Annotated in this window: 16 protein-coding genes and 2 tRNA genes; 10 read left to right on the top strand and 8 right to left on the bottom strand. The window is 58.0% G+C overall.

The features are described from left to right. Window positions 1-2: 2 nt before the first annotated feature. From ACR0BI_RS13705 to mraZ, 4 genes are read right to left on the bottom strand one after another with little or no spacing between them, the layout of a single operon-like run. Entirely contained in the window at window positions 3-1790 is a 1788-nt protein-coding gene (locus ACR0BI_RS13705; protein WP_480562378.1) for a peptidoglycan D,D-transpeptidase FtsI family protein, read from the bottom strand. Continuing rightward, window positions 1787-2155, bottom strand: coding sequence for a cell division protein FtsL (ftsL, locus tag ACR0BI_RS13700; RefSeq protein ID WP_170392057.1), 369 nt, complete (start codon window positions 2153-2155; stop codon window positions 1787-1789). The genes ACR0BI_RS13705 and ftsL overlap by 4 nt, the downstream gene beginning before the upstream one ends. Further along, a complete protein-coding gene (gene rsmH, locus ACR0BI_RS13695; RefSeq protein ID WP_170662797.1) occupies window positions 2152-3144 on the bottom strand; it encodes a 16S rRNA (cytosine(1402)-N(4))-methyltransferase RsmH in 993 nt (330 codons plus the stop codon). Before rsmH ends, ftsL begins: the two co-directional genes overlap by 4 nt. Before the next feature lie 4 nt (window positions 3145-3148). Next, entirely contained in the window at window positions 3149-3616 is a 468-nt protein-coding gene (mraZ, locus tag ACR0BI_RS13690; protein WP_480439182.1) for a division/cell wall cluster transcriptional repressor MraZ, read from the bottom strand. Window positions 3617-4552: 936 nt separating this feature from the next. On the opposite strand from mraZ, the gene ACR0BI_RS13685 reads away from it, so the two are divergent. Then, window positions 4553-4777: a DUF1127 domain-containing protein gene (locus tag ACR0BI_RS13685; RefSeq protein WP_170563787.1), complete on the top strand. Its 225-nt coding sequence runs from the start codon at window positions 4553-4555 to the stop codon at window positions 4775-4777. A gap of 374 nt (window positions 4778-5151) precedes the next feature. Continuing rightward, on the top strand, window positions 5152-5442 hold the full coding sequence (locus ACR0BI_RS13680; protein ID WP_170401405.1) for a DUF1330 domain-containing protein: 291 nt from the start codon (window positions 5152-5154) through the stop codon (window positions 5440-5442). A 3-nt stretch (window positions 5443-5445) separates the two neighbouring features. On the opposite strand, the gene ACR0BI_RS13675 is transcribed toward ACR0BI_RS13680, so the two are convergent. Further along, on the bottom strand, window positions 5446-7842 hold the full coding sequence (locus ACR0BI_RS13675) for a UvrD-helicase domain-containing protein (protein ID WP_170401408.1): 2397 nt from the start codon (window positions 7840-7842) through the stop codon (window positions 5446-5448). Window positions 7843-8135: 293 nt separating this feature from the next. On the opposite strand from ACR0BI_RS13675, the gene ACR0BI_RS13670 reads away from it, so the two are divergent. After that, the gene (locus ACR0BI_RS13670) at window positions 8136-11573 is read left to right on the top strand and encodes a pyruvate carboxylase (RefSeq protein WP_170609399.1); all 3438 of its coding nucleotides are present in this window, start codon (window positions 8136-8138) and stop codon (window positions 11571-11573) included. Between the two features lie 71 nt (window positions 11574-11644). Next, on the top strand, window positions 11645-12028 hold the full coding sequence (locus ACR0BI_RS13665; protein ID WP_170401416.1) for an MAPEG family protein: 384 nt from the start codon (window positions 11645-11647) through the stop codon (window positions 12026-12028). A 6-nt stretch (window positions 12029-12034) separates the two neighbouring features. Here ACR0BI_RS13665 and ACR0BI_RS13660 read toward each other — a convergent pair whose 3' ends face one another. Continuing rightward, window positions 12035-12217 carry a hypothetical protein gene (locus ACR0BI_RS13660; protein ID WP_170512283.1) on the bottom strand — a complete coding sequence of 61 codons (183 nt, stop codon included), beginning with the start codon at window positions 12215-12217 and terminating at the stop codon, window positions 12035-12037. A gap of 118 nt (window positions 12218-12335) precedes the next feature. Between ACR0BI_RS13660 and ACR0BI_RS13655 the strand changes: the two genes are divergently transcribed. The 3 genes from ACR0BI_RS13655 to ACR0BI_RS13645 all read left to right on the top strand — a co-directional run bounded on the left by ACR0BI_RS13655 (window position 12336) and on the right by ACR0BI_RS13645 (window position 13470). After that, window positions 12336-12410, top strand: a tRNA-Gly gene (locus tag ACR0BI_RS13655). Window positions 12411-12443: 33 nt separating this feature from the next. After that, window positions 12444-12518, top strand: a tRNA-Gly gene (locus ACR0BI_RS13650). Between the two features lie 85 nt (window positions 12519-12603). Beyond that, the gene (locus ACR0BI_RS13645; RefSeq protein WP_480562379.1) at window positions 12604-13470 is read left to right on the top strand and encodes a GNAT family N-acetyltransferase; all 867 of its coding nucleotides are present in this window, start codon (window positions 12604-12606) and stop codon (window positions 13468-13470) included. On the opposite strand, the gene ACR0BI_RS13640 is transcribed toward ACR0BI_RS13645, so the two are convergent. Further along, window positions 13467-13706 carry an Lrp/AsnC family transcriptional regulator gene (locus ACR0BI_RS13640; protein ID WP_170325761.1) on the bottom strand — a complete coding sequence of 80 codons (240 nt, stop codon included), beginning with the start codon at window positions 13704-13706 and terminating at the stop codon, window positions 13467-13469. The genes ACR0BI_RS13645 and ACR0BI_RS13640 overlap by 4 nt on opposite strands. 154 nt (window positions 13707-13860) lie before the next feature. Here ACR0BI_RS13640 and hisB point away from each other — a divergent pair, with 154 nt between their 5' ends. Then, window positions 13861-14448: an imidazoleglycerol-phosphate dehydratase HisB gene (gene hisB, locus ACR0BI_RS13635; protein ID WP_480562380.1), complete on the top strand. Its 588-nt coding sequence runs from the start codon at window positions 13861-13863 to the stop codon at window positions 14446-14448. Then, the gene (hisH, locus tag ACR0BI_RS13630; RefSeq protein ID WP_170401427.1) at window positions 14449-15087 is read left to right on the top strand and encodes an imidazole glycerol phosphate synthase subunit HisH; all 639 of its coding nucleotides are present in this window, start codon (window positions 14449-14451) and stop codon (window positions 15085-15087) included. Between the two features lie 3 nt (window positions 15088-15090). Here the strand turns inward: hisH and ACR0BI_RS13625 are convergent, their stop codons facing one another. Further along, on the bottom strand, window positions 15091-15492 hold the full coding sequence (locus tag ACR0BI_RS13625) for a DUF2147 domain-containing protein (protein ID WP_170563813.1): 402 nt from the start codon (window positions 15490-15492) through the stop codon (window positions 15091-15093). Window positions 15493-15626: 134 nt separating this feature from the next. Between ACR0BI_RS13625 and hisA the strand changes: the two genes are divergently transcribed. Beyond that, window positions 15627-16346, top strand: a complete 720-nt coding sequence (gene hisA, locus ACR0BI_RS13620; protein WP_170401433.1) for a 1-(5-phosphoribosyl)-5-[(5-phosphoribosylamino)methylideneamino]imidazole-4-carboxamide isomerase — start codon at window positions 15627-15629, stop codon at window positions 16344-16346.

Below are 16346 nucleotides of genomic sequence, written 5' to 3'. Positions count from 1 at the left end.
GCCTAATTTGAGGTCAGCGTTATAGCAGCGCGCGCCTCAGGCTCAAGCCGGGGTCTGAGACCCAATAGCGGCGCCACCCGTCCAATCAGTTCGGCAGCAACGGGAACGGCAGTCCAACCCGCCGTGCGGCGCTTTTCGCCATAGGCCACGATGGACGGTTCATCCAGCGTGACGATTAGCACATATTTCGGATCATAAGCCGGGAAGATGGTGGCGAAGGTGGCAATCACCTTGTCCTCATAGTACCCGCCACGCGGCTTGGGTTTATCGGCAGTACCGGTTTTTCCCGCCACTTCGTACCCTTTGACATCACCAAAGCTGGCGGTGCCATCCGTGACCACTTTGCGTAGCATATTTTGCGCCTGCTTGGCGGTGTTTTCGGACATCACGCGAGGGCCGTATTGCGGGCCATTGCGACGCAGGATCGTGGGGCTGACATAGTACCCGCCATTGGCAATCGCTGCGTAACCAGCGGCCAGATGCATGGGGCTGGTCGAAAGGCCGTGGCCATAAGAAATCGTCACGGTGCTCAACTCACCCCATTTCTTGGGCTTGAGCGGTTGCCCGCCCTTGGCCTCGACAATCTCGAATGGCGTTGGGTCGAACATGCCTAGCGCGTTCAGAAAATCCTGTTGCCGGTCGGCCCCGATTTGCAAGGCCAGCCGCCCGGTGCCTCGGTTCGAGCTGTACTTGATTACATCCGAGACACTGATCTCACCATAATTCTTGCCGTTAAACTCGCCAATCGGGAAGCGCCCGATTTTCATCGGGCCGGAAGTGTCAATGATGGTGTTGGAGTTCACCAGACCCAGCTGCACCGCCTGCGCGGCGGTGAAGATCTTGAACACCGAACCCAGCTCATAGACACCCTGTACGTAGCGATTGAACAGCGGGCTGTCCGAGGGATCAAAGCCCGAGGTCGGGGGGCGCGGACGGTCATTGGGGTCAAAAGACGGCAACGACGCGGCCGAGACGACCTCGCCCGTATGGGCGTTCATCAAAACCGCCGAGGCTCCTTTGGCGTTCATGATCTTCATGCCACCATAAAGCACCTGTTCTACCGCCGCTTGAACGGTCAGATCCAGCGACAGTTGCAGCGGCTTGTTGCCGTTGGCCGGGTCGCGCAGATAGCCGTCAAACTGTTTTTCGACGCCAGCTACGCCGATCACCTCGGCTGCGCTGACACCTTCGCGGCCAAAGCCCGAGCCGCCCAGAATATGCGCCGCGAGTCTGCCATTGGGATATAGCCGCATTTCGCGCGGGCCGAACAGGATGCCGGGATCACCGATGTCATGCACCGCCTGCTTCTGCTCGGGCGAGATGCGCTTCTTGATCCACAGGAATTTTCGCTTACCGGTGAAGTCTTTGACCAAACGCTCTTTTTCCAGATCAGGGAAAATAGCGACCAGTTGCTCGGCTGCGGCGATCGGGTCAATCATCAGCGGTGGCTGCGCATAGACAGAATAGGTGTCCAGATTGGTTGCCAGAATACGGCCTTCGCGATCCACGATATTGGCGCGCTGCATGGCGATGGAGGCCCCCGGCGCACTTGCCAATGGTTCTTGCGCCTCGGATGTCGCCAGAACGCCCATACGAAAGCCTACGACCGAAAAGGCGCAAAAGAAGAAAAGACCCAACACCAACAGGCGGCCCTCGGCGCGCGCGCGGGCGCGGTCTTTCATGTCTTCGTGGCGTTTGCGGATGTTCTCTCGCTCAATCGCCTTGGGGTTTTCACCCTTTGCACGGGCGTCGAGGATTCGGGCCAGAGGGCGAAGTGGTGTACGGGTCATGGGACCTGCACCTCGATCAGTGCCTGAATGTCAGTGACGTCCTGTATTTCAAGCGGGTCGACGATGGGCAGATCCGGGTCCTCGCCATAGGAAATCTGATCGGCGCGACCAAACTGCTCAGCCCGCAGAGGCAGCAAGCTGAGACGTTCGAAATTCAAGTCCGCCAGCTCACGCAAACGATCAGGCCGGTTTAGATAGGCCCATTCAGCATTCAGCACGGCGAGTCGCGCCTGCGCCATACCGATCTGGCCTTGCAGCGACTGCGTTTCCTTCAGCACCTGCTGCGTGCGGTAGTTCTCTTGATAAGCCCAAAGCGCCAGCCCGAACACGGATAGTGCAGTCAACACATACAGAATACTCTTCATCTTGCCCTTCCCCCCAATTGCGGCATGCCGATGGCCCGGGCCTCAATTTCCCCTGCCGGGGCATCCGTTCTTATCGCGACACGCAATTTTGCCGAGCGTGCACGTGGGTTTTCTTCAAGTTCCTGCTCATCCGGCCCAACGGCCTTGCGGGTCTTGAGTGTGAATTGCGGCTTCTCCTGCTCCATCTCAGGCGCATAACGGTTGGCGCGTCCGGTTTTGCCCGCGCGCGATTGGAAGAACCGCTTCACCATCCGGTCTTCTATGGAATGGAAAGTCACAACGGCCAGTTGCCCCCCCGGCTTCAAAGCGCGCTCGGCGGCCATAAGCCCCTGAAACAGTTCTTCGTATTCTGCGTTCACCGCGATCCGTAGCCCCTGAAAGCTGCGCGTCGCCGGGTGCGATTGGCCCGGTTTGGGGCGCGGCAGGCAGGATTCGATAATCTCGACCAGCCGCAGAGTTGTTTTGATCGGTTCTTCGGCCCGCGCCTTGACGATGGCCTTTGCTATACGACGACTGGCGCGTTCCTCCCCGAAATGGAACAGGATGTCGGCCAATTGCGTCTCGGTTGCCGCATTCACCAGATCAGCTGCGCTTTCACCATCTTGGCTCATCCGCATGTCCAACGGACCGTCTTTCATGAAGGAAAAACCGCGTTCAGCCTGATCCAACTGCATGGATGAGACACCAAGATCCAGCACCACGCCGTCCAAATCCTGTGCATATTCATCCATACGAGAGAACACGCCCTGCTGCATCACCAACCGATCACCGTATTCCCCAGCCCAGTTAGCGGCCATTTCAAATGCCAGTGGGTCGCGATCGACGCCAATGACTTTCTCGGCCCCGGCCTCCAGCAACGCACGAGTATAGCCGCCTGCGCCGAATGTGCCGTCCAGCCAGGCACCGGATACCGGCGCCACAGCGGCCAGCAACGGGCGCAGCAGTACGGGGATATGAGGTTTGTCCGATGAGGTCTGAGCGCCGGCCATGCCGTCACCCATCCCCGATGCCATCGAGATACTGCATCGGATCGAAATCATCCGGCAGATCGTCAAGCCATTCCTCGGTCGTGGCCAGTTCCTCGGCCTCGTATGTCTCGGGCTTCCAGATCTGGAAGGTATCACCGGCAGCGATAAAGAACGCCTCGTTCTCAAGGTCGATCTTGTTGCGCAGCTTTGCGGGCAGCACCAAACGACCCGTTTCGTCCACATTGGTCGGGAAGGACTGACCATGGAACATCCGCTGAAGCATCCGACGCTGCATCGAGCCACGTGGCAGCGCATCGATCTTGGCATCCACCTCGTCGATCGCTTCCATGGTGTAACATTCAAGGTATTTGCGGCGGTGGTCGCCATAGACAATCACGAGTTCAGGATTGTCACCGGGTTGCCAGCTGGGGTCCGAGGCCTCAAGCACACGACGAAACGAGGCCGGGATCGAAACCCTGCCCTTCGTATCCACCTTATGCTGGCTTTCGCCTCTAAACCTGCGCGCCAAGACGACTGTCCCTTTCGCTTGCGCCCCACCTCAAAATTCACGTCCCCCCCGGAAGTAAAACGGCGGGTTGATCTGCTGCCACTGATCAACCCGCCGCATTGACCCGCTTTGCGGGATGTCCAGCTGCGCGCGCCACCTGGGGGGATGTCTGCTCGCCCGCGCGCCGGATCTGTTAAGTGATGAAAGCGAGATGCCTGTATGAAACCTGTTTTTGTATTTTTGGTTCGGGGTCGTTTGGTGCCCCTCAACTGTCCTCGCCCTCATCGGGTACACAAGGGATGCCATGGGAATTCATGGAAATCAATAGGAAATTTGCATATGGAGGCCTGATGCAGGCTTCAGATCAAGACTAATACAATCGAAACTTGGATCAGATATGCCACAAATTGTGCCCCCGATGCTCAACAACACTAAATATGTAAGAATTGACGCCTAGATTATTCCTCCCATGAATTCCCAATAATTTTTAGAATTATGCATTATATGGCGCAGACACCCATGAATGACAGCCGAAGAGGACGAATCGCGGTCCTTTTACAGGCCATTCCCATAGGCGACCCATGCTTTCCCATAGCACCATCACCCCAGGCGCCGGACCTGCGGCGAGAAGATTTGCCCCCTCCTGAGTTGACACAACATGCCCAAACAAACACCAATTCCGCTCAATAGATAAGCGGTCACCATCACAGGGTCTGGACACACGAAACGTCAACCGCACGTGAAAACCAGTATTTTAAAGGCAATTATTGGGGCGTACCGGATTATCCTGCCAATCCATGCATTTGCTGCATAGCAGCATTGACGACGCGAACTATTGTGCAATCGCAGCATTTGCCTATCTTCAGTCTCAAGCAAACGCCGGACGATGCCGGCAACAGTAAGAATGAACGGATCATGAAGATGGCAGTCGCAAGCACACAAACAGCTCTGAAAGGCACACCGGCAAATGGAATCTCAATGCTGGTTGAGACCGTGAAAACCCGGGTTGCTCGTTATCGCCTGTACCGTCAGACAGTCAACGAATTGTCGGGACTGTCAGATCGGGAATTGGCTGATCTGGGCTTGCACCGCTCGATGATCCGCCGGCTGGCCCAACAGGCCACCGAAGAGCAGATCGCGCGGTAAGCGCAACAAGAACACCGAGATCAGGTCCGTCCTCCTCCCTTTCGGACCTGTATTTCAGCGGCAGCGTCTCTCCTCCTCCCTGACGTTGCCGCACCTAATACCGGCCCTGACCGCCGGAACCTGATACATCGGGGCTCTCCTCCTCCCTGCCTCGATGTTGAAAGCGCGCGGCGACGTCTTCCTCCTCCCTGACGTCGCCGCGTCTTCCTCATACCGGGATCAAACCCGGGTTCGGATACATCGGGGCTTCCTCCTCCCTGCCCTGATGTAGAAAAGAACGGCGGTTCCTCTCCTCCTCCCTGGGAACCGCCGTTTTTCGTTTTTTGCGCACAAGATGTAGGCTGGGGTCGTGAACGCTTTGTCAGGAGTCTCCCATGGCCGCTTATTTCATCGCCCAGATTTCCATTCATGACCCGGATGGGTACCAGAAATACCTCGAAGGATTCATGCCGATCTTTGACCGGCATGGCGGAAGGCTTCTAACCGTATCCTCAAAACCCGTTGAAGTGATCGAAGGCAGTTGGGAAGAAGATGGGATCGTCCTGATGGAGTTTCCGGATATGGCTGCCGCAAACGCGTGGAAGGACGATCCGGACTATGTCGAATTGGCCAAGATCAGGCAAAAAACGGCGACGGCGAATCTTGTGCTGGTCGAAGGGTTGTAAGCTTCAGAACGGCACGTCATCCTTGTTGGTCAGAAAGCGCGAGACCACTTTCTTCACCCCTGCCTTGTCGAAATCGACCTCGACTTTATCACCTTCGATGCCGATCACTGCGCCATAGCCGAATTTCTGGTGAAACACTCGCTCGCCCAGCGTAAAGCTGGCCACGGCTGTCGCATCAATCACAGTATTCCGGCTTTCTTTTGGCTGAGACATGCCATATTGCCCCTGCCGCGCCTGCATCCGCTTCCAGCCCGGAGAGTTATAGACATTCGCCTCGGCTGCGCGAGTTTCGATCCCGGCTGCCTGCTGACCACCACCATAGAGCCCCGGAGGTGTCAGCACTTCCACATGATCTTCGGGCAACTCATCAATGAACCGGGACGGCATCGAATTCTGCCATTGTCCGAACACCCGTCGGTTGGCTGCAAAGGAAATCGTACAGACCTCTTCTGCACGGGTAATACCGACATAGGCCAGCCTTCGTTCTTCTTCGAGGCCTTTGAGACCGGATTCGTCCATCGAACGCTGAGAGGGGAACAATCCATCCTCCCACCCCGGAAGGAAAACCGCGGGAAACTCCAGCCCCTTGGCCGCGTGCAGCGTCATGATCGAGACTTTGGCCCCGTCGCTGTCCTGCTCGTTATCCATCACCAGACTGACATGCTCCAGAAACCCTTGCAGGTTTTCGAAATTGTCCAGCTGATTGACCAGTTCTTTTAGGTTTTCCAGCCGCCCCGGCGCCTCGGGCGTCTTTTCGTTCTGCCAATGCGCGGTATAGCCGGATTCGTCCAAGACGATCTGCGCCAGCTCGATATGCGAATGCTCGGGCGCGCCGTATCGGATCGGTGAAACACCGTCATCAATCACCGTATCATCGTCCACCTCGATCCGAGGCCCACGCGTCATTGCATTCCACCGCGCCAACCCGTCGATCAGTTCGCGCAGCGCCTTGCTACCCTTGCCCTTGATCAGGCTGTTATCGACCGCGATCCGTGCCCCTTCGACCAGAGACACGCCATTCTCGCGCGCCACCACCTGAATCGTTTGCTGCGCCTTGTCGCCGAGGCCGCGTTTGGGTGTGTTCACGATCCGCTCGAAGGCCAGATCATCCTCGGGGCTGACCACCAGCCGGAAATAGGCCATGGCATCGCGAATCTCCATCCGCTCATAGAATCGAGGGCCGCCAATCACCTTGTAAGGCAGACCAATGGTCAAAAACCGATCCTCAAACGCCCGCATCTGGTGCGAAGCGCGTACGAGGATCGCGATCTCATCAAGGTTCATCGGCCGCACACCGCGCGTGCCACCTTGCATCGCGTCGATCTCTTCTCCGATCCAACGCGCTTCTTCCTCGCCATCCCAATGGCCGATCAGACGGACCTTTTCACCCTCTTCGCGGTTGGTCCAAAGCTCTTTGCCCAAGCGGCTTTCATTGCCACGAATGACGTTGGACGCAGCGGCCAGAATATGCGGGGTCGAGCGGTAGTTCTGTTCCAGCCGGACCACGAAGGCGCCAGGGAAGTCCTTTTCGAACCGCAGAATGTTGCCCACCTCGGCCCCGCGCCAGCCATAGATCGACTGATCGTCATCGCCGACGCAACAGATGTTCTTGTGGCCCCCTGCAAGCAGACGAAGCCAGAGATATTGGGCGACGTTGGTATCCTGGTACTCGTCCACAAGGATGTAACGGAACCAGCGCTGGTATTGCTCCAGCACGTCCGGGTGGGTTTGGAAAATCGTGACCATGTGCAGCAACAGGTCGCCGAAATCCACCGCATTCAGCTCGCGTAGGCGGGTCTGGTATTGGGCATAAAGCTCGATACCCTTGTGATTATAGGCCCCCGCATCCGCAGCAGGCACCTTGTCGGGCGTCAGGGCTCGGTTTTTCCAGTCATCGATGATCCCGGCCAGCATCCGAGCGGGCCAGCGCTTGTCGTCAATGTTGGCGGCTTGAGTCAGCTGTTTTAGCAGCCGTTTCTGATCGTCAGTGTCCAAAATTGTGAAGTTCGATTTCAGATCAACCAGTTCCGCATGGCGACGCAGCAGCTTGACGCAAATTGCGTGGAAGGTGCCAAGCCACGGCATCCCCTCAGCGGGTCGGCCCAGCATCCGCCCTACCCGCTCTTTCATCTCTCGCGCGGCCTTATTGGTGAAGGTCACCGCCAGAATCTCATTCTCACGCACCCTATGTGTCCTGAGCAGATGGGTGATCCGAGCGGTCAGAGCTTTTGTTTTGCCCGTGCCCGCACCAGCCAACATCAGCACCGGACCATCCAGCCGCTCAACCGCTTCGCGCTGCGCCGGGTTGAGATCGTTGAGGTACTCAGCCGAGGTCGCAGGCATCGCCCGCGCCGACAGCGATGCGCCTTCGAAGGCGTCCATTTCGTCAAAACTGCTCATGCCGGTAAACTACGCCGGATGGGCGCGGAGGGAAAGGGTTTGTTCACGGCTTGTTCGCTCAAATCAAATAGAATCATCCCTCCAAAGGGCGCAGCGAAGATATTCGGGGAAACGGGCATAATCTGCTCTTTTCTACGAGGGATTGATGCCGCAATGCAGCATGTGCAATAAGTTTGCGCAAAAGGGCGGCGTTTGCGAGCGTTAACATGCCGGTTCTACCCAGAACTACATATGTACGTGGCCGTATTGTCCGCCTATGCACAAGGCCACAGCCATTAAGACCGGGACCTGAAATGACAGACTTCAAGAAAATCCTGATTGCCAATCGCGGCGAGATTGCCATCCGTGTGATGCGGGCAGCCAACGAGATGGGCAAGCGCACCGTCGCGGTCTTCGCCGAGGAGGACAAGTTGGGCCTGCACCGGTTCAAGGCGGATGAGGCCTATCGCATTGGCGCAGATCTGGGACCGGTTGCGGCGTATTTGTCGATTGACGAGATCATCCGGGTGGCCAAAGAAAGCGGCGCAGATGCGATCCACCCTGGTTACGGTTTGCTGTCCGAAAACCCGGATTTCGTGGATGCCTGCGTTCAGAACGGCATCACCTTCATCGGACCCAAGGCCGAGACCATGCGCGCGCTTGGCGACAAGGCCAGCGCCCGGAAAGTGGCGATTGCCGCCGACGTTCCGGTTATCCCGGCGACCGAGGTGTTGGGCGACGACATGGCAGCCATCAAGGCCGAGGCAGCCGAGATCGGCTATCCGCTGATGCTGAAAGCGTCTTGGGGCGGCGGTGGCCGTGGTATGCGCCCGATCCTGTCCGAGGATGAGCTGGAGGAAAAGGTTCTGGAAGGCCGCCGCGAGGCCGAGGCGGCGTTCGGCAATGGCGAGGGTTATCTGGAAAAGATGATCACCCGCGCCCGTCACGTCGAAGTGCAGATTCTGGGCGACAAGCATGGTGAGATCTACCACCTCTATGAACGCGATTGTTCGGTCCAGCGCCGCAACCAGAAGGTCGTGGAACGCGCGCCTGCCCCGTACCTGACCGAAGAACAGCGCGCCGAAATCTGCGAGCTGGGCCGCCGTATCTGCGCCCATGTGAACTATGAGTGCGCGGGCACAGTCGAGTTCCTGATGGATATGAACACCGGCAAGTTCTATTTCATCGAAGTGAACCCGCGCGTGCAGGTGGAACACACCGTCACCGAGGAAGTCACCGGCATCGACATCGTGCAGGCTCAGATCCTGATTGCCGAGGGCAAGACGCTGGCCGAGGCCACCGGCAAAGCCAGCCAGGACGATATCCGCCTGAACGGCCACGCGTTGCAGACCCGCGTGACAACCGAGGACCCGCTGAACAACTTCATCCCCGATTATGGCCGCATCACCGCCTATCGCTCGGCCACCGGCATGGGCATCCGTCTGGATGGCGGCACCGCTTATGCAGGCGGTGTGATCACGCGGTATTACGATTCGCTGCTGACCAAGGTGACCGCTTGGGCCCCAACGCCAGAAAAGGCGATTGCGCGGATGGACCGTGCGCTGCGGGAATTCCGTGTGCGCGGTGTTTCCACCAACATCGCATTTGTCGAAAACCTGCTAAAGCACCCGACTTTCCTGTCGAATGAATACACCACCAAGTTCATCGATGAGACACCGGACCTGTTCCAGTTCAAGAAGCGCCGCGACCGGGGCACCAAGGTTCTGAACTATATCGCCGACATCACTGTGAACGGGCATCCCGAAACCAAGGATCGCCCGATGCCGCGCCCCGACCTGAAAGAGGCCAGGCCCCCCGCGCCCAAGGCCGAACCGCAGATGGGCACCCGCAACCTGCTGGAACAAAAAGGCCCGCAGGCGGTGGCTGACTGGATGAAGGCGCAGCGTCAGCTGCTGATCACCGACACCACCATGCGCGACGGGCACCAGTCGCTGCTGGCAACCCGGATGCGCTCGATCGATATGATCAAAGTAGCACCCAGCTATGCTGCGAACTTGCCGCAGCTATTCAGCGTCGAATGCTGGGGCGGTGCAACCTTCGATGTCGCCTATCGCTTCCTACAGGAATGCCCTTGGCAGCGCCTGCGTGATCTGCGTGAGGCGATGCCGAACCTGATGACCCAGATGCTGCTGCGCGGGGCGAACGGGGTTGGCTATACCAACTATCCCGATAACGTGGTGCAGGAGTTTGTGCGTCAGGCGGCCAAGGGTGTCGACGTGTTCCGCGTGTTCGATTCGCTGAACTGGGTCGAGAACATGCGCGTCGCCATGGATGCGGTGATCGAGAACAACAAGATCTGTGAAGGCACCGTTTGCTATACCGGCGATATTCTGGACCCGGACCGCGCTAAGTATGACCTCAAATACTATGTCGGCATGGCCAAGGAACTGCGTGACGCGGGCGCACATGTGCTGGGTCTGAAGGATATGGCGGGGCTTCTGAAACCGGCCTCCGCCAAGATCCTGATCCGGGCGCTGAAGGAAGAGGTCGGGCTGCCGATCCATTTCCACACGCACGACACCGCAGGCATTGCAAGCGCCACCATTCTGGCCGCCTCCGAGGCCGGCGTGGACGCGGTGGATTGCGCGATGGACAGTTTCAGCGGCAACACCTCTCAGGCAACGCTCGGCACCGTGGTCGAGGCGTTGCGCCATACCGAGCGTGACACCGGACTAGACATCAAAGCCATCCGTGAAATCAGCGATTACTTCGAGGCAGTGCGCGGCCAGTACGCGGCCTTCGAGTCCAGCCTGCAGGCCCCGGCCTCCGAGGTATATCTGCACGAAATGCCTGGTGGTCAGTTTACCAACCTCAAGGCACAGGCGCGTTCGCTTGGACTCGAAGAACGCTGGCACGAGGTTGCTCAGATGTATGCGGACGTGAACCAGATGTTCGGCGATATCGTCAAGGTGACGCCGTCGTCCAAGGTGGTCGGTGACATGGCGCTGATGATGGTCAGCCAGAACATGACCCGCGCGCAGGTCGAAGACCCGAACACTGATGTCGCCTTCCCCGACTCGGTGGTGGACATGATGCGCGGCAATCTGGGTCAGCCTCCGGGCGGGTTCCCCGATACCATCATCCAGAAGGTCCTGAAGGACGAGGCCCCCAACACCGAACGCCCCGGCAAGCATGTCGAAGCGGTCGATCTCGAGGCCACCCGCGCCGATTTGTCCAAACAGCTTGAGGGCAAAGAGATCGATGACGAGGACCTGAATGGATATCTGATGTATCCCAAGGTGTTCCTCGACTATATGGGCCGTCACCGCACTTATGGCCCGGTCCGTACTCTCCCCACGCGTACCTTCTTTTACGGCATGGAGCCGGGCGAGGAGATCACCGCCGAGATCGATCCAGGCAAGACGCTGGAGATTCGCTGTCAGGCCATCGGCGAGACGGACGAGAATGGCGAGGTTCGCGTGTTCTTCGAACTCAACGGTCAGCCCCGCGTGATCCGCGTGCCGAACCGTTTGGTGAAAGCATCAACCGCTCAGCGGCCAAAGGCCGAAGTTGGTAACCCCAACCATATCGGCGCGCCAATGCCGGGTGTCGTTGCAACTGTTGCCGCTGTCACAGGTCAAGAAGTCAAAGAAGGCGATCTGCTGCTGACCATCGAAGCGATGAAGATGGAAACAGGTATCCACGCCGAGCGCGACGCGGTGGTCAAGGCCGTTCACGTCCAGCCCGGAGGTCAAATCGACGCCAAGGATCTGCTGGTCGAACTGGAATAACCGGTTTAGCCTTCTAAGCTAATAAGGGCCGTTCGGGGAACCGGGCGGCCCTTTCAACATCAGGAGGCCGCATGCTGACCATCACCCCGATCTACGCCGCGTTGATCGCATTTCTGTACGTCGCACTCAGCGTGAATGTCATTCGGCAACGCCGGGTGGGCAAAATATCGGTCGGGGATCATGGCGACAAGGCCATGATCAAGGCAATGCGAACGCATGCGAACTGCGCCGAATACGCTCCCTTTGCTTTGCTGCTTATCGCCATGGTCGAACTGCAAGATGCTGGCGGCTGGCTTGTGAACCTGCTGGGGATGTTACTTTTGGCAGGCAGGCTTCTGCACGCTTATGGTTTTGGCAAGACCCCACAGATCATCATCCTGCGCCAGATCGGAATGGGTCTGACCTTTACGGCCATATTGCTGGCGGCCATGGCGAATCTTGTTCTGGCTGTATGAGAACGTTTAGCCCGTCAAAACCTGCGTCTCGATCAAAGGAGCATGCGGGAGGCTAGGCTGCGCCTCTGCCAGTGTTTCATCGCTCTGACTGTAGATCACGGTGGTAAGAACAATCAGCGCCGCCAATGCCGCCATTTTAATGTCTGCAATATCTTTCATTTCCTCTGCCCAATCCCTTATTTCGTTCATTGCTATATCTCTTGAACACCGCAGCCCCGAATTTCCGTCGAAAGATTTTTGCTGTATTTTGTGTTTTTCCGCTTGCAGCCTCGTTTGGGAATTTATACATCCCTCCTCACTCAACGGCGCGGGCGTAGCTCAGGGGTAGAGCATAACCTTGCCAAGGTTAGGGTCGGGCGTTCGAATCGCCTCGCCCGCTCCATTGAGAGGTCTACGGACCATATAAGTATCTGATGCGGGCGTAGCTCAGGGGTAGAGCATAACCTTGCCAAGGTTAGGGTCGGGCGTTCGAATCGCCTCGCCCGCTCCAGATACCAAACTCTCCGAACATGCTGGCTCTTTCGCGATTGCTGCGGCATCTTTGCTGCACATGAAATTACGACGGAGATGCGGATATGCCCGATTACGTCATTCGCGCCTTAACAGCAGACGAACTTCAAACCGCCGTTGATTGGGCGGGTCAGGAAGGCTGGAACCCCGGGCTGCACGACGCGGTCTGTTTTCGCAGTTCGGACCCCGAAGGGTTCAAGGGCGGTTTCCTGGACGGCCAGATGATCGCGTCCGCATCCGCCGTGAACTACGATGATGCCTACGCATTTCTTGGCTTCTACATCGTGCGTCCCGAGTTTCGCGGCTCGGGATACGGATTGCAGGTCGCCGAAGCGGTCAAGGCACATTGCCAGGATCGTAACATGGGCATGGATGGTGTGGTCGAACAGCAGGACAACTATCGGAAATTCGGTTTTGAACTGGCGTATGACAATTATCGATTCGCGGGCACCGTCGGCGGCATCCTGGATGCCCTGGGTCGTGTGGAGGACACTCGGGTTCGTCCAATCAACGCACTAACCGATGATCTAAAGTCGTATGACCGAGGCCTGTTCCCCGCCGCGCGCGACACGTTCTTGCGCGGCTGGTTGGAGGCACCCAGCCACGTTTCGCGGGTGTTTGAGGAAAATGGGCGGATCAAAGGCTATGCAACGTTGCGGCGCTGCCTGAGCGGGTACAAGGTCGGGCCTCTGTTTGCCGACAATCCACAAATCGCGCAGGCGCTTTTGGTTTCCCTTCTGACGACGCTACCCGCCGATCAGGCAAAGGCCGAGGTATTCATCGACAAGCCTAATCCAAACGCACAAGCCATGGAATTGGCCAAACAGTTGGGGCTGGCCAAGGTATTTGAAACGGGGCGTATGTATTCCAGTCACGCGCCGGACATCGACCTTGACCGGATATATGGCATCACGACGTTTGAACTGGGTTAGAACGCCTTGAACGTCATCGTGGTCAGCGAGCGTTCGATATTGGGAATCACCAGCAGGTTTTCGTTGATGAAATGGCCCACATCCTCGGTTTCGGGGATGTAGAGCTTCAGCAGCAGGTCGTATTCGCCGCTTGTGGAATACAATTCGGAATGGATTTCACGCAGCGCGATCTCTTCGGCGACTTTGTAAGTGGTGCCGGGTTTACAACGGATCTGGATGAAAACGCAGGTGGACATGGGCCGGGCCTTGTTGGTTCGTGTTGCCCGCAGGCTGGCACGGGCCGCGTCCGGGTGCAATCCCCTGCAACAGTTTGCGACGAAGGCTTGAAGCGGTCTGGATAGGTCGCCCATCCGGGTCTATAAGCGCGCCTGTAGCAAAAGGAATTCGCCCATGCGCAGCGCTAAGATCAGCCGTCAGACCGCCGAAACCGAGATTTCGGTCGAGGTCAATCTGGACGGCACCGGCCAGTATGACAACCAGACCGGCGTCGGGTTCTTTGACCACATGCTGGATCAATTGGCGCGGCATTCGCTGATCAACATGACGATCCGTGCCAAGGGTGATTACCACATCGACGACCACCACACGGTCGAAGACACCGGGATTGCGCTGGGTCAGGCACTGACGCAGGCGCTAGGGGATAAAAAAGGTATTCGTCGGTACGGAGAATGCCACCTGCCGATGGATGACGCACAGGTGCGTTGTGCGCTGGATCTCTCGAGCCGTCCGTTCTTGATCTGGAACGTGGATCTACCGACGCAAAAGATTGGCACATTCGACACCGAGCTGGTGCGCGAGTTCTTTCAGGCGCTCAGCACCCATGGCGGGATCACCCTGCATATGGATCAGTTGCATGGTTTCAACAGCCACCACATTGCCGAGGCCGCCTTCAAGGCCGTTGCCCGTGCTTTGCGCGATGCGGTCGAAACCGACCCACGCAAGGCGGATGCGATTCCCTCGACTAAGGGCGCGCTGTAGATGCTGACAGCCATCATTGACTACGAGAGCGGTAACCTGCACTCGGCGGAGAAGGCGTTTCAACGGATGGCCCGCGAACTGGATGCGGGCGAGGTCGTCGTGACATCGGATGCAGATGTTGTCGCGCGGGCTGATCGATTGGTTCTGCCCGGTGATGGCGCTTTCCCGGCATGCGCCGCCGAGTTGCGCGGCCACAAAGGCATCTATGACGCTATGGTAGAAGCCGTCGAGCAGAAAGGCCGCCCGTTTCTGGGCATCTGCGTCGGAATGCAGCTGATGGCGACCAAGGGCCATGAATATGCTGAGACCGACGGTCTGGGCTGGGTCGCAGGTGATGTTGTGAAGATCGAGCCCTCGGACAGCGCGCTCAAGGTGCCACATATGGGCTGGAACGATCTGATTCTGGAAAGCGACCATCCGGTCTTTGACGGGATAAAATCAGGCGATCACGCCTATTTTGTGCACTCCTACCACTTCCGGGTGATGGATCCGGCGCAACGGCTGGCCTATGTGGACTACGGGCAAGAGGTCACGGCCGTGATTGGCCGCGACACTATGGTTGGGATGCAGTTTCACCCTGAGAAAAGCCAAGACGTTGGCCTGCGGATGATCGGCAATTTCCTGACCTGGAAGCCCTGAGATTTACTGAACCCGTGTCCAGACCTGACCTCGGCAGACCAGACCCCCAACGGCACATCCCTTAACGGTCAGTTTGTTCTGGCTGTCCAGCGTCATTTTCGAGCTATAGGTTTTGTCGCGATCCGGGGCCCAGATTTTGCCGTCGTCATAGCTGCCGTTGCCCTCGGGGATCATGTCCCAGATGATCTGCTTGCCAAGGTTTTCGTACTCCAGCTGTTGGTTGCCTTGAGCATCAAATGCGCTGTCGATAGTTCCGCAGATGGCGCTGCCACATTCCGAAATCGACACATGCAAATAGCCGCCCGTATCGCCCGGAGCGGTCTTCCACAGCCCGTCTACTGGATCGGCAGCAAAGGCGGTGGTGGCCATCGCAGCGAAGACCGCTGCAAGAGAATATGTCTTCATGGTTATCTCCCTGTCTTTCCGGTCAGTCTGACCTGCCGTTCGGCACCGGGCAAGAATGACTTAGCGTCGCGTTGCGCCCCTGCCCTGCCTGTGCGATATCCCGCGCGTGTAACAGTGATATAGGGCCGCCCGACATGATCCTCTACCCCGCCATCGATCTGAAAGACGGCAACGCCGTGCGCCTGCTGCGTGGTGAAATGGATAAGGCGACGGTCTTTAACGAAGACCCTGCTGCGCAGGCCCGCGCCTTTGTCGAGGCTGGTTGCGAGTGGCTGCATCTGGTTGATCTGAACGGTGCTTTTGCCGGGGAGCCTGTTAATGCGGCACCCGTTGAGGCAATTCTGAAAGCCTGTGATGTGCCCGCTCAGCTGGGTGGTGGTATCCGGGACATGGCCACAATCGAGACCTGGATCGAAAAAGGTCTGGCGCGGGTGATTCTGGGCACCGTTGCAGTCGAAAACCCAGATCTGGTGCGCGAAGCTGCCAAAGCCTTCCCGGGCAAGGTAGCCGTCGGTATAGATGCACGAAACGGCATGGTTGCCACCAAGGGCTGGGCCGAAGAGACCGACGTACAGGTCACCGATCTGGCGCACAGTTTCGAGGACGCTGGCGTGGCAGCGATCATCTATACAGACATCAACCGCGACGGTGCGATGCAGGGTCCGAATATCGAAGCCACGGCGGCGCTCGCGCAGGCGGTTTCGATTCCGGTAATTGCCTCGGGCGGCGTCAGCTCACTGGACGACCTGATCGCCCTGCGTGATTGTGGCGTCGAGTTGAACGGCGCGATCTCTGGCCGCGCGCTATATGATGGCGCGATTGACCTAAAAGAGGCCATTCGCGCCCTGAACTGA

Source organism: Ruegeria sp. E5 (genome assembly GCF_056534105.1).
The sequence above is the reverse complement of the archived record's forward strand: the minus strand, read 5'-3'. Positions and strand labels throughout refer to the sequence as shown.